Origin of the sequence: Salegentibacter holothuriorum (assembly GCF_900168045.1) — a bacterium.
Taxonomy (GTDB): Bacteria; Bacteroidota; Bacteroidia; order Flavobacteriales; family Flavobacteriaceae; genus Salegentibacter; species Salegentibacter holothuriorum.
In genome coordinates this window covers 22,737-40,551 of record NZ_FUYY01000005.1, presented here as the reverse complement: position 1 = coordinate 40,551, position 17,815 = coordinate 22,737, and the positions used below count along the sequence as shown (strand labels likewise).

At 37.9% G+C, this 17,815-nt stretch carries 16 protein-coding genes and 1 tRNA gene; 7 read left to right on the top strand and 10 right to left on the bottom strand.

Features of this window, described 5'->3' with window-relative positions:
- Nucleotides 1-262: 262 nt before the first annotated feature.
- Together B5X51_RS12050 and B5X51_RS15960 are read right to left on the bottom strand one after the other, a co-directional pair.
- Nucleotides 263-616, bottom strand: a complete 354-nt coding sequence (locus B5X51_RS12050; protein WP_139374889.1) for a hypothetical protein — start codon at nucleotides 614-616, stop codon at nucleotides 263-265.
- A gap of 351 nt (nucleotides 617-967) precedes the next feature.
- Nucleotides 968-1,144 carry a hypothetical protein gene (locus B5X51_RS15960; RefSeq protein ID WP_176132760.1) on the bottom strand — a complete coding sequence of 59 codons (177 nt, stop codon included), beginning with the start codon at nucleotides 1,142-1,144 and terminating at the stop codon, nucleotides 968-970.
- Nucleotides 1,145-1,891: 747 nt separating this feature from the next.
- On the opposite strand from B5X51_RS15960, the gene B5X51_RS15845 reads away from it, so the two are divergent.
- The 7 genes from B5X51_RS15845 to B5X51_RS11990 all read left to right on the top strand — a co-directional run bounded on the left by B5X51_RS15845 (nucleotide 1,892) and on the right by B5X51_RS11990 (nucleotide 11,245).
- Nucleotides 1,892-2,428 (top strand): hypothetical protein, encoded by a 537-nt coding sequence (locus B5X51_RS15845; RefSeq protein WP_139374888.1) that lies wholly within the window; start codon nucleotides 1,892-1,894, stop codon nucleotides 2,426-2,428.
- A gap of 1,191 nt (nucleotides 2,429-3,619) precedes the next feature.
- Nucleotides 3,620-5,197, top strand: coding sequence for a hypothetical protein (locus B5X51_RS12030; protein WP_139374887.1), 1,578 nt, complete (start codon nucleotides 3,620-3,622; stop codon nucleotides 5,195-5,197).
- A gap of 9 nt (nucleotides 5,198-5,206) precedes the next feature.
- Nucleotides 5,207-5,632, top strand: a complete 426-nt coding sequence (locus B5X51_RS12025; protein WP_079721436.1) for a hypothetical protein — start codon at nucleotides 5,207-5,209, stop codon at nucleotides 5,630-5,632.
- Between the two features lie 1,063 nt (nucleotides 5,633-6,695).
- Nucleotides 6,696-7,247 (top strand): DUF3472 domain-containing protein, encoded by a 552-nt coding sequence (locus B5X51_RS12020; protein WP_139374886.1) that lies wholly within the window; start codon nucleotides 6,696-6,698, stop codon nucleotides 7,245-7,247.
- Between the two features lie 304 nt (nucleotides 7,248-7,551).
- Nucleotides 7,552-8,061, top strand: a complete 510-nt coding sequence (locus B5X51_RS12010; RefSeq protein ID WP_176132759.1) for a hypothetical protein — start codon at nucleotides 7,552-7,554, stop codon at nucleotides 8,059-8,061.
- A 1,164-nt stretch (nucleotides 8,062-9,225) separates the two neighbouring features.
- Nucleotides 9,226-9,681, top strand: coding sequence for a hypothetical protein (locus B5X51_RS15955; RefSeq protein WP_176132758.1), 456 nt, complete (start codon nucleotides 9,226-9,228; stop codon nucleotides 9,679-9,681).
- A gap of 688 nt (nucleotides 9,682-10,369) precedes the next feature.
- Nucleotides 10,370-11,245 carry a Rossmann-fold NAD(P)-binding domain-containing protein gene (locus B5X51_RS11990; protein WP_079721429.1) on the top strand — a complete coding sequence of 292 codons (876 nt, stop codon included), beginning with the start codon at nucleotides 10,370-10,372 and terminating at the stop codon, nucleotides 11,243-11,245.
- 267 nt (nucleotides 11,246-11,512) lie between these two features.
- Here B5X51_RS11990 and B5X51_RS15950 read toward each other — a convergent pair whose 3' ends face one another.
- From B5X51_RS15950 to B5X51_RS11940, 8 genes are all read right to left on the bottom strand, one after another.
- Complete coding sequence (locus tag B5X51_RS15950) at nucleotides 11,513-11,665, bottom strand: hypothetical protein (RefSeq protein WP_176132757.1); 153 nt, start codon at nucleotides 11,663-11,665, stop codon at nucleotides 11,513-11,515.
- A gap of 366 nt (nucleotides 11,666-12,031) precedes the next feature.
- The gene (locus B5X51_RS11975) at nucleotides 12,032-12,217 is read right to left on the bottom strand and encodes a hypothetical protein (protein WP_079721426.1); all 186 of its coding nucleotides are present in this window, start codon (nucleotides 12,215-12,217) and stop codon (nucleotides 12,032-12,034) included.
- 1,136 nt (nucleotides 12,218-13,353) lie between these two features.
- Entirely contained in the window at nucleotides 13,354-13,647 is a 294-nt protein-coding gene (locus tag B5X51_RS15945; RefSeq protein ID WP_079721424.1) for a hypothetical protein, read from the bottom strand.
- A gap of 380 nt (nucleotides 13,648-14,027) precedes the next feature.
- Complete coding sequence (locus B5X51_RS11960; RefSeq protein WP_079721423.1) at nucleotides 14,028-14,312, bottom strand: hypothetical protein; 285 nt, start codon at nucleotides 14,310-14,312, stop codon at nucleotides 14,028-14,030.
- 359 nt (nucleotides 14,313-14,671) lie between these two features.
- Nucleotides 14,672-15,145, bottom strand: a complete 474-nt coding sequence (locus B5X51_RS11955) for a hypothetical protein (RefSeq protein WP_079721422.1) — start codon at nucleotides 15,143-15,145, stop codon at nucleotides 14,672-14,674.
- Between the two features lie 970 nt (nucleotides 15,146-16,115).
- Complete coding sequence (locus tag B5X51_RS11945; protein ID WP_079721420.1) at nucleotides 16,116-16,481, bottom strand: hypothetical protein; 366 nt, start codon at nucleotides 16,479-16,481, stop codon at nucleotides 16,116-16,118.
- Nucleotides 16,482-16,635: 154 nt separating this feature from the next.
- Complete coding sequence (locus tag B5X51_RS16050) at nucleotides 16,636-16,767, bottom strand: hypothetical protein (RefSeq protein ID WP_262506832.1); 132 nt, start codon at nucleotides 16,765-16,767, stop codon at nucleotides 16,636-16,638.
- 868 nt (nucleotides 16,768-17,635) lie between these two features.
- Nucleotides 17,636-17,720, bottom strand: a tRNA-Ser gene (locus B5X51_RS11940).
- Nucleotides 17,721-17,815 lie beyond the last annotated feature (95 nt).

Here is a 17,815-nt window from a genome sequence, read left to right as displayed (position 1 = left end):
CTTCTTTTTTTCGTTTATTTTTCGGTTATGGGGGTTTGGTTAGACAAACGAATTGAATTTTATCTTACGGCTGCGCAATCCTTGTTGGATGGCCGCCTGGGGGCATTTGCGGCTAAATATTTTTTCGATCTTTTTTGTTTTCTCGTAGTTTATTGGTTTTGGTCTTAACCTTGTAGGCTTGTGGGGGACGGTGATTGTCTTCTTTCTTGTATTGTGTTATCCAGGGGGATTTTTGTTGTTGAATCCTTTTCATGTGATCTTTCTATTCTCTTTTATTGGCGGTAGGCTTGTTCGTTTTTTTTACTTTTTGTGTTAATAGTTCTTTTTTTACTGGTGGTATATTATGTTTTTGTTTTGTTCCTTTTTTTTTTGCTTGGTTTTTTTTGGTTTCGGGTGTTTTTTTGATTTTGGTCTGTTCTGTTTTTTTATGTGTACTTTTGGTTAACTTTTCTTTTTCTAGTCTCGTGGTGGTAGCTTCTGCCGGTGTAGTGTTTGTAAGCGGATCATTGGTTTCCGTTTTTGGGTTTAACTTGCCTTTTTGTTTTTTAGTTTTTTTGTCTTTTATTTGAGTCTCGTCTTTTTCCTTCTTATAATATCCGATTTTCTTATTGTTCACTGTATCCGCGTTCTTTTCTGGTTTTTTTATGGTTGTTGTTTTACTGGTGTTTTCCAGTGTGTTGTTTTTTGGCTTGTTGGGCATATGTTTGTTTTGCTCCTTGTTGCTTTCCTAATTCTTTTTATTTGTGTTTTTCTCACCCTTTTCTTTGCATTTTTTTATATTTTTATTGATTGTTTTGATCAGCCCGTTTTGCTTGTTTTGCTTCTTTTGTTCATCTTCCTTTGTATCATCTTGGTTGTTTTTTATTTTTTCCTTTGCCTTATAGCCGTGATTAAGCGAGTCTGTTTTGTTTTGGCTTGCATGGGTCAGATCCTTTTATGATTGCTTGGTTTTGGGGACTTTATGTTTTTATGTTTCGTTTCCATTTTTGTCTTTTGGTTGATATAATGCCTTCTTATTTGCAGCTGGATTTTTGTTTGGTTCTGCCGTTATAGCTGTTTCTTTCCCTACTCTTTTTCGGTTTCTTATTTTTTTTGGTCCTTTTTGCCTTCGCTCTTTTATGCTCCGTTCATTGCTCTCTTCCATTCTATTCTGTACTTCCTGTTTTTGGCCCGCCTTTTTTTCCAGAGGGCTTTTTTTTTTGAACTTGTTTTTTTTCGTTTGCGTTATATTGCTTTGGTTTTCTCCTTTTTTTGTGTCCGGTGTTTTTTTCTCGTTTTGTATCAGTATATCCTTACCAGTTTTCTGTTAGTCTGTTTTTTACCCTGTTTATGAACATTCATTATGATCTCATTCATTCTTGTGTTTTTCCTGAGCTTTTTTTTCGTTTTGGTACGCTTGTTTTCTCGGGTTCTCTGAGGTTTTGCTCTCTCGGTTCGTATTATTTTCTATCTCGCCTTTTTTGTTTGGTCTTATTCCTTTTTAAGCAAGCGTACCTCTTCTCTACTTTCGGTGTTGATAAATTGTAGCAATACTCTGGTTGTGTGTTGTGTTTTTGATTGCCTTTCTCCAAATTTCGAGTTTGTTTTTTTTAATATTCTTTTTAAAAATATTTCGGTGTTTGGCTGGAGGTGCGATTTGGTTTCTTTGCTCTTGTTTTTTTCTGCTGGCAATCTCTTTTTGGTTTTTTTCTTCGTCGTTTCAGATTTTTAACATCTGTCTACTTTCCGGCTTATTTTTAAAAATCCCCTGGCCGGCGTCTTTTTCTGTTATGTTTTTTTGGATGACCTTGGTATGTGTAGAAGAGTTGTTTGTGGGTATCTTAGTCGTGGTTTTTTTTGCTCTTCCTTTTTGTTCGTTGTGGTAGCTGTTTTTAATTCTATTTTTATCTTCGTGAACCTTCCTGCGATTTTCGGTTTTCTTTTTATCCAGTTTTCGTTCCTTATCCGTCGCTGGTTGTTTATAGTTAGTATTACTATCGTTTTCAATTCGACCCCATTTGTTATACTTTCTTTTTCAATCTTTTTCATTGGACGTGTTTTTTCCGCTTCTTACTGCTGGATTTTTGGGGTTGATTTTTGTCTTCCCTTTTTTGCCGTCGCGCGTTATGGTCCCATCGTTTTTTGGAGCATGTTTCATTTTGTTGTTCTTCTCTGTGATGTTCCTGCTTTTGGTATTGGCTTTGGAATCTCTTTTAGCGCCATTATTGTTTTTCGTTTTTTTGATGGTCCTCCCCCTGTTCTTTTTATTTGTATGGTTCGTTGGTCAAAAAATCTGTATGTGTATTGGGCTTTTCATTTTGGTGTTTTTGATGACTGGGTAGTTTTTATGATGTGTGTTGTGGTAACTGTACACATTTTTGCGTTTTTGTTGATTCTTTGTTATCTCTTCTTTGCCTTTTTTTATGGTGGTTCCTTTAAAATGCAGTAGTTCTGGCGTCGAGTCTTTGAGGAATTGTTTTAATTCGTTTGTGTTGTTTTTTTTTCTTCTTTCTTTATGCATTTCTAATTTAGTGGGTGGTTTGATTAACTCTATATCGTTTTGGGCGCTCTTCCGTTGTATGCCTTTGATGGAACGATTTCGGTACTTCATAATTTCGGTTGAACTTTCTTAATTTCTTTTGTGGGTGTTAATCTTCTTTTTTTGTGTTTTTGTGTGTTTTGTTCTTGTTTTATTCTGGCGCGCAGTTTTGCTCTTGCTGTTTTGGTACTCGGTGGTGGTTCGGGTCTACTTTTCCCCTTTTCTACTGTTTTCGTTCATGGTGCTCCTAATGGTTTCCCCTTTGGTTTGCCTGGTGATTTTTCTTTGTAGGCGTGTTCTGCCTCTGCCTTTGTTTTTTCTTTTTTTTTCTTTTTGGCTTATGACGTCTGGTTATTTGGACCATTGGTTTTGGGCATGTTTTTTACTTGGGCTGCCGGATCTCTGTATTTTGTTTTTGTTGTAGGATGTGGTTGTTTGCGGTTTGGTGATCTTCTTGGTTGAATTTCTTCTTTTGACGAAGTAGCGCTTGTTGGCGGTGCGTTTACTCAGGTGGGGGCTCTATTTGCCTTGAAAGCTGTTGGAGTGCTGGTTTTTTCATTTTCTTTAGAGCCTTTTTCTGGGTTTTGTGTTTGTGTTATTGTGACACATTCTCTTAATGCACTTAGTTCTCTATTATATGTTGTTTCTTGTGTATTAACCTTTTATTTTTGTTCCTTGCTTTCTGGTTTTTTTTCGTTTGTAATTTTATTGCTCGACGCCTCGTCTGCTGGGATGTTTGGGTCGTAGGTTGTTACCTTCTTGGTGTTGCTTATTCCCACGGAAGTTTTGAGCTTGATGTTTTTGTTGATTTTTTCTACTTACCTAGTGGTTTTCTTGTTGTGGTGCAGGTTGTCGGTTTTAAATCGCGCCGGGTATCGTGATTTGATGTCTTTAGTTGGTTGTCTTTTAGATTGGGGTTGGTTTCTTTATTTTTCCGATTGGTGGATTGTGATTTTTGGGGATGGGGTTTCTTGCTGTTGTCCGTTGTTTCTTTTTTTAAAACCGGAAGTGTCTGCCTGTTTCTTTTGCGTGGGTTCGACCCAACGGGAGGGTGCGTTACGACGTTGGTAACTGGTGCGGTATACTTTTTACGTTTTTTTTTTGCCCCTTTTGATCGCTTGGTTGGAGGTAGGTACAGGTTTTACTTATCCGGGGTCTTCTGTTGTTTATGTGGTTGATTGGAGTAGTGTGCATTGTTTTGGTGTTTTGTTAGGGGTATTTTCGGCTGCTCGACTTTTTGTTTTCTATAATGAAGATGGGAGTTTTCCTAGTATTCCTTTTGTGGTTTGGGCACCTCTTGTTGCATCAAGCGATGTATCACAATTTCTTTTTTTATGTTTTAGGCTGTTCGGTGTTGTTTATTTGTTGTTTCGTCTTTTGTTCGGGCTTGCGTTTCATCCGATCTTCGTGCTTTATTATGTTTTTTCAAGCTGTGATTGTTTTGTTTACGTATTTAGCACCAGTTATTTTTTTGCTATTTGTGTTCTAGTTTCTTTTCATTGTCATCTCTCTAATTCTTATATTTTAGATATGACGTTATTTTGTAAAACTGGTTTTGTTCTTCTTGTAATTGTTGGTCTTTTTTGCTGGGTTTATCAGCAATATAAATGGGGCGATAGCTTTTTTGAACGCCGCAATTTCGCTATTGTTTATATCCTTGCAGCTGATGTTGGTTCTGGGGTATTCGGTGTTTCTGGAGATGAAGCTGTTGAATCTCCCGCTTTTTTTGTTTTGGGTGTGAATTGTGTTTTTTTTGCCCAGTATTTTCTTAGTGCTCCCTTTTGTGCTGCTGGGTGGTGTATTTTTGTTCCAGGAAATCGTTGGGGCTGTTTTTCTTTTTTTTGTTTCGGCTGGTGGATTTCTCGTGGTAATTTGTTGGATTCTGCAGGTGTTATCCATGATTTTACCTTAGGAGGCGGTTGTGGTCTTGTTGGTAATGCTGTTTTTTTTCCCTATTTATTTTTTGGCGGAGTTTGTCGTGGTGGGATTTTCGGAATTTGTGGCTTGGTTGTGCCCGGCACATATTCTGTTTCCATAGCTATTGGCTTTTTTTTTTTGTACGGGTCTGAGGATCTGCGTGTTGGATTTGCCTTTTCCCTGGTTCATTTGTGCATTCATTTCACGGGTGTTGCTTTTATTAATGATACCCTTGCTTTTTTTTTAAACGTTCCGGTTGGGGGTTCTCCGGTGTTTGGTGATGGTTTTCAGAACTTCGGTCTATTGGGTTATACCGGGGTTTTGTTTTATGTCTCTATTATTAGTTTTATAGGCGAATTTAGTTGGCAGTCTTTTTTTTTTTTTTGGTTCACTCGTATTGCCGTTGTTGCTCTTGTGGGTCCTGAAGTTTTTGTCGGTTGTTTTGTTGGTCGGTTTGGAGTTGGCTTAGTGTGTGTTGGTGAGGCTGTATGTTTTTTCTTTGGTTATGTGTGTGGTGGTTTTGCTGCTGTGGTTTGGTTTTTTTTTTATATTGTTGGTAATGTTGTATCTCCTTTTGAGGCTTCTGGTGTTTATGGAAGCATAATTGTCGTTTTTACTTCTGATTTTTTTTCTGGTTTTACTGGTGGTTTTTCCTCTCCCTGTTTTGGTTTTGCCGTCTTTTTTCAAGGCTCATATGGGTATGGTATTTTTTTTGTTTCTGGTGTCGGTATTGGCGTTCTGATTGTTTCTTCCTGTCCCTGAGCTGTTGTTTTGGGTCGCTGGAGGGATCCTGTTTCTGTCCCTTATGTTGTACTGGCTGCGTTTGGAGATCTCGCTGGTTTCCGTCTCTCTACGGGTTTTGTTGGTGTTGGTTTTTTCCTTCGTCTGCTGGCTCTTGCTTTTCGGTATAATCTTCCTGATTTTTTTTTTTGTGGATTCCCGGTTTCTGGTGTTCAGTTGTCTGTTCGCGTGGATGACTTGTTTGTGATTCGCGGTTATTTTGGTTTTGATGCTGAGGTTAGTGTGTTTGTGTCTAGTTTCACGGCTGTTGGTGTAGATTCCGGTACTTTTGCTCGCTCTCGCCTTGTTATCTTTGGTTTGGCTGTTGCTTTTTTTGTGGTAGATCATGACAATGCCACTTTTGATTGGTTTTGTCTTCGGGTTATGGTTAGTGTTTTGGTTTTTGTGCTGTGCTGATTAGTTAGTTCTTTGACGTATTTCTCAGTAGGCTTTTGATAGTGCCTTTTTGGCTGTCGCGGCATTGGGATGTTTCGTGACAGGTGTTTTTGATTTTTTTTATTGCGTTGATTTTTATGTTTTGGTTAAAATTATTTTCTAGTTTGTACGTTGTTATGTTTATTATTCAGTTGGTGCTATTCCTGAATTATTTTACTTTTGTGTCTTTGTTGTTTGGACCACATATTCATGGTTTTTTACTGCTTTGTCTTTCATTTGGGATGTTTTTTCTAACGTGAATGTTGTTATTGTGCGCTTTCCATAACTTCGGGTGTGTCTTACGGTCAGTTAACTTGAGTTATATGTTGGCGTGGCTCTTTTCCTTAGTGCTTACTACTTTTATAATTTTTTGTGTTATTGGGGTAGATTATTTTTGTTTTTTTTTGGCTTAGTATCTACCGCGTTTTCGGTTGTTAGGATTCTTAGAGTTAGTGCTTTCGTTTTGTCTGCTCAATTTTTGGTTGTTCTTAGTGATTTTTATTTATTGTTTCCGGCTTCTTGTGTTTGTTATTTCTGTATACGTCAGTCTTGCGGAGGATAGGGCTCTGCCTATTGTTTATTCTCGACTTTGTCCGCTCCTTACTGTTGTCTTGGTTTCGATGCTGTGTTGAGTTGTTTTTATGCTTTGTTTAATATCCCTTCGGTCTATTAGCTATTGGGTTCTTTTGAGTATTTGTTTTTCTTTGCCGACTGCAGTAATGCTGGCTGTTTCCTAGAACTTCGGTGCTTTTGCAGTGATTCTGGGACCTGTGGTCCGCAATTGCATTTGCCTTCATCTTTTAGTGGTGGCACTTTGTGTAAGTTTTTTACTTCCTCCCTTGACGTTGTTTTATTTTATGATGAATAAGGTGTTGAAGTTCGTATTTATGCGGTTGTTCTCTTTGTAGCCTTGCTTTGTTTTTTTGTATCTTGTTGTACTGAAATTAATGGCGAGGTTGCCTTTGCTTATCAATTTCGGTTTGGTGGCGGTTGGTGGATTTCCGACAATGATTACCTCTTTAGATTAGTTGTTATAATTTTAGTGATGGCTGATTGGCTCGGCGAGTTGGGTCTTCTTGGTTCTTTTGGAGCCGACGTTTCTGGCATCATGGAGCTTGTTGTTCTTCTGGAGTTTACTTCTGGAGATATTCAACTTGAAGTGTCCTTAGGTGGAGCCATTTTTGAGTTTCGGGTTCTGGACCTAGCCTTTGAGGCGGTTTGTTTGGGTGATTTTGTGCTTTATGATTTTGTTTTTCAGCTTGTGTCTATTGTTGTTGTTGTGGCGGTTTGCAATGATCAATTGGTAGTTTATGATGTTTTTTTGGCTGGTGCTTTTTTCGCCGTGGCCGTGAATTTTGTTAATGGTAATTTCCATTTTGGTCGTCGTGGTGGTTCCTTTCTTTTGCGCTATGCGATCCCTGATTATCGTACTAGTCCTTGTTATTTTTTTAGTTTGCTGTTGTTATCGTGGGGCGGATTTGTGATCGGTTCTTCCTCTTTGGCTTGTGGGTTTTGTTGTGGTTATTTTGGAATTCTGGTAAATTCCGGGGGCTCACTCTGTCTTCTTTTTTCTGTTTGGTGCTCTTTTGCTATATGATATTGTGCTGAAATTGGGGTATTTCATTTCATTGTACTTCTCTAATGAGTTTCTGGTGTTTGTAGGTTTTGGTTTGGCACTTACGGGTTTGTCGGCGTGTTTTTTTGACAGTTTTTGTGGTGCTCCGATAGCTGTTTTACTTTTCTCTTTGTTTGTTCGGGTGGATGGTCTTGTCCTTCGTTTTATGCTGCTTACTTTTGGGGCGTCGGATTTTTCCTTTGGGGATTTTTTGTTTGCTTTTGTTGAGCCGGGTGAAGTAGTTCTTTAGTTGGTTTATTTTTTTTTTTGGAAAGTTTTGTACCTGGTGCTGGCGGTTTTTCCGGTTATTCTTTCTGTTAATCTCGATGTTTTTATGATGGGGAGTCGGTGTGGGTCGCCCTCTTGGATGCTGTTTTCTTCGTCTTTGTCTGGTGTTATCTTGAAGACGGTATTGTTTGTGCCGTGTGTGAGTTTTTTTGTGGATTTTATTTATGCTTCTGTTGCTTTTTTGATTGTTATACCTGCGTTAATTCTGCGTTTTGGGGCGCTGTACGAGGGCGTTTATCCTACTTTGCTTTTGGAAGCCTTTGCACCAGTTGTATTTATTTTCGCTTATTTTTGGTTTGTTTTTGCATCTAATTCTGTTGAAGCGAATCTTCTAGTTTTTTATTTTTCTTTTTGCCGTCTTTGTTTTTGCCGAGGTTTCGTGGTTGATTCTGGTGCTTCGCGATATTTATCTGGAAGTGTCTTTCACGCTTCTGTTGGAGTTGTTTCTTCTATGAGTGCCTTACGTTGTGGCTTTTCGGTATTTGGTTTTTATTTCTTTGACCTATGAGGTTGGCTGTGGTCATGGTTTTTTTCTGCTCGTTTGCTGTGTGATCTATAAATTTTTTTCGTTTGCCCTACAAAGAGTTGGTCTTCGCCTGGCTTCTTATTGTATTTAGCTTTCGACGAATATTTTTGTTGTTCTTGTCATTGGTGTTGTGGTTGCTTAGTTTTTGTTACTGTTTTTTCTTGCTTTATTGTGTTTTCGTATGTTGCGTTTTGTGGACTTTCTCGTTTTTCCCGATTTGTCTTTCCGGGGGGTGGTAGAATGGTTTTTTGTGACTCTCTGTGGGTTTGAGGACTGTTTGATGTTGCTTTTTTTTTTTGGGGTGGTTGCATTTCATTCGTATTTTTACGTGCCTCAGGTTGCTGCCTGGCATTGTTGGTCAATTTTTCGGGGGCGCTCTTTCGGCTTAGTATGCGATCAACTTCTGTTACTAGTTTACCGTGGTATTTTACTCCACGTTTTTTTTTTATGGGCCATTTATCCCTGCTTTTTTCTTCTTTTGCGGGATTCGGATTAATGATTTTTTGTGCGGAAGTTTCTGACTTTGTTTGTTTTGGGGGTTGGTTCTTTTGTTGTCTTTTTCTCTGATGTTTCGGGTCCATTGGCCTGTCCGACGCTGCCCGTATCGTTGTTTATTTATTTACCTGGTAACTTTGTGTTTGTAGCGAGGGTTGTTAGGTCTTTTATTATGTTCTCTTCGGCTTATCCGGTAGTGTGGTTTATTCCGGGCGGATTTTACGTGGAGTCTTTGGGTGTGGAGGTAGATCCATTTGTTTAGTTTTTGTGGCTGGGGAATTCGGTTTTTGTTTGTCTTGTTCTGGTTTTTATGGGTTGGATTATTCCTAGGTTTAAGTGTCAGTTTTTTCTTTGGTTGTCGTTTCGTGTTTTTTGTTCTGTCAGAATTTATGTCTTTTTGGTTTTTGCATGGGGTATTGCCCAGAGCATTTCTTTTTATGTGTTTGGGTTTGTGTCGTTGGCCCTGGCCTATGCTGAGGTTTTTCCGCTTGGTCTTTACGGTGTAGCGGAGTTTACCTTGCCTATGTTTTTTTATCCTGTACACGCCTGTTGGCTTGAGGCGCTTTTGAGTTTTTTGGTTATAACCTTTTTGGTGCTTGTGTTTTTTGCGGGAGCGAGGGTTGCCTTGTGACGAATTGTTCTGGGGTTCGTGTGGGTGGAATTGGTGGCTTTCGTTTCCGTTTTGGTTTTGTTCCTCACTGCTCTTATCTTCTGTGTGTTGATCAGTTACGTGTATTAGGTGGTGTTCTCCTTTATGGTTGTGGTGGTTGTTTCCCTGTGGTTTCTTTAGGGCATGGCGAATGGTTTTTTGATATTTGTTTTTCTGCCGTGGGTGGATTTCTTTTTGGTTTTTGTGGAGGCTGGTGTTTTTTTTTTCAATATGTCCAGGGCTTTAGTGGTGAACTATCTATGGGATTTTGGGGTGAGTTATCTTTCTTTTTTGTTGATGATTTCGGTCTTTTTTTACTTGGATCTTCTGGGGTTTCCGTACCCCTGTCAGGCGGTGGTTACACTTGTCGGCTTGTTTGTTGCGCGCCTGATCGCTCTGGGTTTTCCTTTATTGCTGAAAGCTTTTATTTACTTTTTTGGGGAGAGTTTATCATTTGATTTGAGTTTTATTCCGCTTCGTTTGTTTCTTCCTATTCTCTGTCTCTACAAGCTGGAATTCCTTTTCAGTTATATAGTTCTTGCGCTGGTTCGGGCTTTGTTTGTTCTTTTTTTGGCTTCTTTGGTGTTTCTTGGATTTGCGTTGGTGGTTGTGCTTTTGGTAACGTTGGTTTTGTATAAGGTGGTGCCTTGTTTTGGTTGGCTTGTTATCTGGGTTGCTTTTTAGCATTGCATTTTGTGGGCGGCAGTGTCTCCTGGAAATGTTGTTGTTTTTATCTTTTTTTTTGGGACGGAGGCTGTGGTGTTTGTGCTGATCGGGATTACTTCCTATTGTCTTATTTACACCCGTATCAATTTTTTCTGTCTTCAGCTTTTGTAGTTTGTTATGATATTTCGTTCTATTCTCCCTGGGCTATTGCTTTTGTGGTCGATGTCTTGGAATCTTTTTTTGGCCCTCTGTCCATTGGTTTTTGTTCTAATTTTGTTGTTTTTACCATTTCCGGTTCTTATTCGGTTTTTATTGTATTGTTTGATTATTTTTCTACTGGAACCTATGTTTTTATCCGTTGGTGCTTGGCCGTTTTTTCTTGTCGTTCCGGATTTTTTTGGCTTTTTTTCTGTAGCTGATATTATTTTTGTTTGTTCTGTTAATTGAATTTTTTTTTGTGCTTTCGTGTTTTTTATTTTTATGGGTTTTGATGCTACTGATTCTTCTGAGATAAAAGTTGTTGTTTGTTTTGCTGGTCTTGCTCAGCTATACTTTTTTGCTGCAATCGTCTTTTCTGGCGGTGTAGATAATGCTGTTTTTACCTTTGCTTTGGATTTGACTCGTCTTTTTGGTGTTTTAGATGGTTTTGGCTACTCCCTTTTCGGTGTTTTTTGTTTTTCTTTTATTGCCGTGTTTGGTTCTGCTAGTGCCGGTTTGTTCCCGGCTCTTTTTGGGGGTGTGGTTGCCGCGATTGTGTTCGGCTTTTTAAGACTGGGTGTTGGCGCTTGGTGTTTGTATTATGCTCCTTTTTTTTATGTTGACGTCCGTGGCCTTGGTTCCGCTGGGCTTCTGTCCTATTTTGGTTTGGCCGGTGGTGGTCTTACCTTCTTTGCGGTTTTTATTTTTTTTCTGGCAATAGCCCCTGAAGTATATATCTTCTTTTTTTCTTGGTCTCCCCGGGTCTGGATGATGTATATTGGCGATGCCCTAGGTGGAAGCCTTAATGTAGTGTATTCCCCGGTTTCTGCGATTTATTTTGTAACCTCTTTTGATGTTTTGGGCTTAGGTTTTATGCTTCTAGATGTTTTTGCTCTTCTTAATGAACCTCTCCCTGCTTTGGACATTTCTTGTCTATTGGTTTTTGGGGAAGCTCTGGCAGACTTCTTGCCGAATCGTCTTGGTGCTTTTTTTGCCGAAACTGATTTTCAATGTGCTCTTATTTTTTGTGTTGATCATGTGGCTCGGGCTGTTTTGGCTATTTTCATTTTCGATGCTTCTGATTCTGCTGCTTATCTAGACGTTTCTGGTTTTCACTTATTTGTGGTTTGGGTTTTTTTTCTGTTTGTATTGTATTAATTTCTTTTCGCTTCTATTTTTTATTTTATTGTTGATTGTTTTGGTGCTCGGGGCGTTTTTTTTCAGGTCCTGGTTTGGCATTTTGGCGATTTTTTTTTTGGAGTGGGTTGTAATTTGTTGTGCCTTTTTTTTGACTTGACCTTTTTGGTTGATTTTATTCCGAAAGGGCATTCTGCTGGTTTTGTCTGTGACCGGTGTTTGGGTGCCGTTATTCTTTCTGTCGTTTTGTTTACTCGCTCCTGTGCCTCTTCTATTATTTGTCGTGCTTCAAATTTTGTTTTGCTGTTTTTTGTAAGGATTTTTTGAAATGAAATTGCAGGCTTCCTGAATGTTTTTTTCTGTTCTTTTTGCGGATTTCTGGTGCTGATCGTAGCGCCTATCGTGGGCATGGTCGTCTTTTTTGCGTTGAGCTTTGTTCATGACTTCCGGGTTTTGGGGTTTTCGGCTTTCTCCGTCATAATTTTGTGTTTATACTTCTGACCTTACGTTTTCTTCTCTTTTTTGTGTTTGTTTTTGTATTTGTTGCAGGTTCCTTTGGTTATGTGTTGGATTTGTCTGATGAGGTGGTCTATCTTCTTTCTTTACTGGGCTTGGAGTTGGTTTTTGGTTTGGTGTGTCAGGTAATCCTTGCTGTCTTTGGGGAGGTTGCACTTTGTTTTTCTAGTTTTGTGCCGTTTGATTTTTCTCTGGAATTGTTACATTAGGGTTTTTGTGTTTACTGTTTTGGTTCGTTTTTTCATCGTGTTCCTCTTCGTTCTTTGTTTCGTTATATCTGGTATGAGGTAATCACTTAGATTTGGTATGTTTATCCTTCTTCTCTTTCCCTTTATTTCCCAGTAATTTACGGTTTTGTGCAATTTGGTTGGGGAAGCTATGCATTAGTTTCTCTTTTGTTTTTTCTTTAGTTTGTTCCCGGAGTTCGTCGTTTTGTGGTTCTTTTTTAGAAAGGAGCTGTTTTTTCTTCTTATGCAAGGCGTGGGCTTGGTCTTTTCTTTCCTTTTTTCTTTGTCTTTGCTGTTTTATTGTACTTCCTTTTTTCTTTTGTTTGGGTTTTTTTTGGGGAGTCTCTTTATTTGCCGTTCGTTGTTGTTGTTGGTTTTTTTTCTTGCTTTTTAGTTTAAGCTCCTGGTTTTTTCTCTCCTTCCCTTTTTGCTTTTACACTGAGACTTTTTTTGTTCTTTCAGGTTGTGGGTTTTGTTATTGTTCTCATTCTTTGGTTTTTTCCCTCGGTTGGTCTGTGTGCTTGTCTTTTTCCTTTTTTTGTGGGGGTTGTTTGTTCTTGGGTGGTTGTTATATTGGTTCCTTCGGGGTTTTTTAATGGTTTTCCTGTGTTTTTTGGTTATGATTTTTTTCCATACCTTTTCTTTGTTTCCTTTGGGTTTGTTTGCTTTTTCGTTCTTTATTTGGCTGTTTTCGTAAGCTTGCGCTGCGTGGTTCTTGTAGTTTTCGGTGTGCTTTCGGTTATCTTCATGGTTTTTCTTGCTGGGGTTTTTATGTTTTTGGTTTGTTTTTGATTTGATCGCTTTTTTGATGGTTTCTTCGGCTTATTTGTGTTTTGCTTCGTAATAGCTTAACGTATTATTGGTGTCGTTAGTTGGATTTTTATAGTCTCTTTTGTTTTTTTTTTATTTGTTCCCCTTGTTCCTCATTGTTTCACTTATTCCTGATTTGTTAGTGATTGGTTTGCCGCCGTTGTTTGCGTTATGGTTGTTGATTGGTTTTCCTTCTTGAGCTGCACTGGAGGTTTTTTCTGCTTTGAGAAACACTCGGTTGTTCTTTTTTTCTTTTCTAAGGTCTATTCGTTTCGCCGCTTTAACGGTGCTTGGGCCTTCTCTTGTGGAGTTGAGCTCGGTGTGGCTTTTGTCCTTCTGTTTAATACCTTTCTCGTGTGTGTTTTCATTTAGTTTGTTAATGATCTCGTCGCTTTTTTTCCTGTGGTTAATTTTTTCATTTATGGTAATTCTTTTTACGTTGTCTTTTCTTGATTTGGTGATTCAATCTTTTCTTTGCAGTGTGTTGATTATCTTTTGTTATTTGTTGGTGTTTCCATTTTTACTTATATCCCCGTCGATTTCAGTGTTTTTTTTTTTTCCGGTGGCCGCTTTGTCTTATTCGTTTATCTTGCCGGCACTGGCTTTTTCGTGCTCCTCATTGTGTGTGTGGTTATTTCCTGTTTCTTTCGCTAGTTTTTCGCTATTGTGTATGTCTTTATTCATTCCTCTCTGTTTGTGGATTTTGTAGGTTCTGCCTTGTTTTCTATTCTTTTTGTAGTTGTGATTTTTTCTTGGGTGCTTTTTTTTAATTATTTTGGTTATCTTCCTGCCCTTATTGTTTGTATCCTTGCTTCCTTTGCCGCATTTACTGTTTTTGTAGTTGTTTTTCTTTCTGGTTTTGATTATCATTCTTGATTTTTTTTTGGCTCTGGTTTCTTTTATCTGGATTTTGTTGTATGCGATCTCTGTTTGTATAAGTTTGGGATGCGTTTGATTTGCGTAATTCGTGTTTTCGTTTAATTCATTTATATTGTTGCGAGCGCTGGGTAAGACGTTGTTGAATTCTATACTTCTGTTCTTTTTTCTGTTTTTCTTCCTTTTGATTTTTAAGTTTTAAGCCGTTTTCCGGTATTGGGATTACGGGTTGTGTATATTATTCGTATTTTGTTTTTTATTGTCGGTGTCTGTTTAGTTTTTTTCCTTAGTAAGGGCGAACCTGTTGTTGGCCTTGGTGCTTTTGCTTTCATGTTTTATGCTTTTGCTCCGCCTTTTTTCTTTGTGGTTTTAATTTAGCTATACACTCCGCAATTTCTTGTCCGCTCTATCAATTGTTTTCGCAATCGTTTTTCTTTCTTTTTTATTTGCGTTGGTACGTTTTGGTTATTTTTGTGCTCAGGTTTGGCTTTTTTTTGTTTTTTTGTTTTCTTCAATGTTTTTGGTCTCTGTTTGTTTTTTTTCATTGCGATTGCGCGTTTGTTTGTCTTTTGCCCCTTTCCGGCCCTCTGGTTGTTCTCTGGTTTTTTCTTCCTTGTTTTTTTTTTGGCTTTGTTGTAGTTTTTTCTGATTTTTTTCACCTGAGCATATTTTTTCTCCTTCCTGGGATCGCGGTGTTCCGGCCCTTGCGCCCTCTATGGTGCTATTTTGCTTTCAGTTTTTTTGTTGATTTTTCTTCTCTTTCCCAAATGTCTCTTGGTTTTCGTATTGTGCCTTCTTTTTTTTGTGCTTTTTTCTTTTTTTTCCCGTGGTTTTGTTCTTGGGTCTTACCTCTTCGTTGGGCTATTTTTTCGGTTCTTTTTTGTTCTTCCTCTCTCCCCGTTTTTTAGGTGTTATATTCCGTGATTTTTTTGATTTTTTTGTGGTTTCTGTTATCTGTTTTGTCTTTTTCGCCCTGTTCTCCAATTTCGGTCTTTTTGGTTTTTTTTTCCTAGTGGTTTTAATCCTTCGTTTTGTTTCTCACCTGTTGGTTGTTTTTTGATTTTTGTTCCTTTTCGGTGTGGTGCATCCGGGGGTTTGTGTTATGGTCTTGTTGATTTTTTTGTTGGTCTCTATGGTCTTGTATAGAGTTTGGTCTAGGGCCTGTTGGTTCTTGCTGAGGGCCTTTTTTCTTGGCCCTTCGATGGTTGTTTATGTTTCTGTGGCTATGTTCGTTTTTATCATTTCTGGGGTGTATTAACGTTTTTGCATATTGTCTTTTTTCGGTGGCTTTTTCTGGTGCGACGTTATTTTTTATTGGTCTTTGTTTTTTGGTACGCTTGCCTTTTATTCGCTTAGTTTGGTGTTCTTGTTTTGCGGTGGTGTGTTCTGGTTTTTGTTTCCCGGTTGTTTTCTGGTTTTCTCTGGTTAAGCCTCTGTTTTTTTTTCCTTCGGTTTTTTCGAATCGCCTTTTTTTCTTGCCGCCTTTGTTCAATCTTACGTGTTTTTCTTCTGCCGTTTCTTTTTTTCCTGCCTGTTCTTTCTCTTTTTTTGCTCTTGGTGCTTTTTTGCTTTGCGGGGTTTTTTCGTCTTTCGCATATTATGCTTTGGTGTCCTTTTAAGGCCGTCTGTGGGGGGCTCTTTGTTTGTTTTGCTTGTGTAGTCCTTTTAAGTTTTCGGTTTTTTTGTCCTCTCTATCTGCTTGCTAGGCTTCTCGTTTTGGGTTGCTACGAATTCATGGTCAGTATTCAGGCGTTTTTTGTTGGTTGTTTGTTAGGAACTTTCTTTTGGATTTTTTTCGTTTAAGTGCGATTTGGGGCTTTTCATGTCTTGCATGGTTTTTTTTCTTCTTCGTTAGTGTTTTCTTTGCAGTTGTTTTTTTTTTCCTGATTTATTCGACCATTGACGCTGTCCTTTGGGTATGTTTTCCTGTTGGTTTTTTTTCTATTTTTTTGTATCAATCTTTGTCTTATTATTCTCTGGTTAGTTCCCTTTGTCCTGCTTATTTTCTTCTTTTGTATTTTCCCCTTGGTGCTCTGTTCTTTTTTTGGGCTTTACTTTTTGTCCGGTTTCCGTTATCTTCTTGTACATATGTCGGCTGGGATTGTTTCCATTCTTCGTTTAGTTTGGATTTTTTTTTTTCTTATATGAGAGCTTCTTGTTTGTGGTTAGGTTCTTTTTGTAGTTGGTTATGGATTTTGGCGTCATGTCTTCCTGTGATCGGCTTTTCTTTTGTTTCGGGTCTTTGTTCTGTGGGCGCTTCTGACTTAACCTGTGCGCTCTTTTTTTTTTTTTATGTCTTTTGTTGCAGTTTGTATTTGAATTGGCGCGGGTTCTTAAAAACTCGTGCATATTTTCTTTTTCTACCCAGGGTAGGTGTTTTCTTGATTGTTGGGCGCGTTTGTTTTTTTGCGTGTCGGTTATTTTTGCCTTTCACGTAGTTTTTTTTCCTGTTTCGTTCTCCTTTATTTGCGTTTTCCATTGTGGTCTTTATCATTTCTCGTCAAATTTTTGTCCTCTAATCGTGTTTTCATCGGTTCTATCTCCTTCGGCGCCTTTCTATCTTTGATCTTTGCCTTTTGCTGGGTTTTCTTCTTGTTTTTGTGTTTCAGGGTCTTCGTCATACTCTCGATTTGGCCTTCCTTTTTGAGCTTCTTCTTCGTTTCATCCTTCTTTCTTGGCATTTTTAGTGTTTGTTTTTTTTTCTTGCTTTCGCGCTCTGGAATTTTTTTGTTCTGGGGCTTTATTTTTTTTTTGCTTATTGTTTGCAGTAATTTTTTCTGGCTCACTTTGGGATGCGTGGGTTTTTTTTGGTATATCGTTTCTTCCACTTGGCGGCTTTTTCCGTTGTATTTGGTTTTTTTGTTTGTTCGCTTTGTTTTGATGCTTCTTTTCCTGTCAACCGGCCTCTTTCCTTGTTTTTCTGTTCGTTTTTTTGGCTCTGGGTATCTTTTTTCTGTTATCTGTTTGAATTTCCTGGTTTGTTTAACCTATTTTCTTCTCTGGTTTTTTATTTCCTTGTGTATTAACGCCTGCCTTTTCTCTTGTTTTTGTATTTGGCTGTCTACTTCTTTTTATTTTGGTTTTCTTTTCTGTAGTTGGTTTTTTGGTTTCCATTCCTTGGTAGGAGCTGTTTGGATCATTTTTTTTGCTTTGGTTTTATTTTTATTGGCTGTCTTATTTGGTCAGTTCTTTTCTGTTTTTAGCTTTTATTCTAATCCTGTCCTCGGTTTGTGGTTTGCCTTTTTTATGGGTATTTCCGCCGTTTTTTTTTTTTTGTTTCTCTTTTCTTTTCCGTGCTTTTTTGCCGTTTTATATGTTTCGGTCGTTCTGTTTGCTTTGTTTTTTCGTTCAAGTTTCTTTGCACGTTTATTGTTTTCCTGAAGTCTTTTTATCAGCTTCTTTTTCTGCTCTTTTTTCTTCTTGTTTTTGTCTATTTATTTGTTTACCAAGTTCTGAGGCTTGTTTTTCGTTTTTTTTTCTATATGTTTTTTTTGTGGTCTTTAGATATTTTTTTTTATTTTCGATATTTGTGTATTAGGCATTTTCGCTTTCTTTGTTTTTTTTTTTTTTCTTTCTGCTTTATCATTTTTATCGTTAGTGAATTTTTTTTTAGTTCGGTTTGTGGCTGCTGGTTTTCGTCTTATTGTGGGGGTAATGTCGATTTTTGGTTGGGATTTTTTTTCTCCCGCTCTTAGCTAATACATTTTTAGGTACTTTTTTTGCTTTCGTTTAGATTTTTTGGTTTACCTGGTTTCTCTTGTTCGATTTTGTGTAGGTCTTCATCCGCTTCATGTCATTCTGTTATATTATTTTTTTGGGCTTATTTTTGTTGAGTGTGTCAGTTGTTTTCTTTTTTTACGTGTTACCGACTTTTTTTGCTTCGAGTTTGCTATTCTTTTTGATCTTTTGAGCTTTTGCTAAATAAACTGGCCTCTAAACCGTAGCGTTTTGGTCTTTTTGTTGTTTTTTGTGCTTTTTTTTGCGGAGGAAGAGGGATTCGAACCCCCGGACCTGTTACAGTCAACAGTTTTCAAGACTGCCGCAATCGACCACTCTGCCATTCCTCCAATAAAATGCTAGACATTTCTGCTTAGCGGATGCAAATATAACAAGCTTTTACAATTACACACAAAATTTCTACAACTTTTTTAAAGCTTTTTTC

Bases quoted from the DNA above. Each gene is read 5' to 3' on its own strand.
- B5X51_RS16050 (WP_262506832.1), bottom strand. From the start codon at position 16,767: ATGGAAACCAAAAAACCAACTACAGAAAAGAAAACCAAAATAAAAAGA.
- B5X51_RS15945 (WP_079721424.1), bottom strand. From the start codon at position 13,647: ATGATAATCAAAACCAGAAAGAAAAACAACTACAAAAACAGTAAATGC.
- B5X51_RS15950 (WP_176132757.1), bottom strand. From the start codon at position 11,665: ATGAACAAAGCTCAACGCAAAAAAGACGACCATGCCCACGATAGGCGC.
- B5X51_RS12020 (WP_139374886.1), top strand. From the start codon at position 6,696: ATGGCTGATTGGCTCGGCGAGTTGGGTCTTCTTGGTTCTTTTGGAGCC.
- B5X51_RS11990 (WP_079721429.1), top strand. From the start codon at position 10,370: ATGGGTTTTGATGCTACTGATTCTTCTGAGATAAAAGTTGTTGTTTGT.
- B5X51_RS15960 (WP_176132760.1), bottom strand. From the start codon at position 1,144: ATGGAAGAGAGCAATGAACGGAGCATAAAAGAGCGAAGGCAAAAAGGA.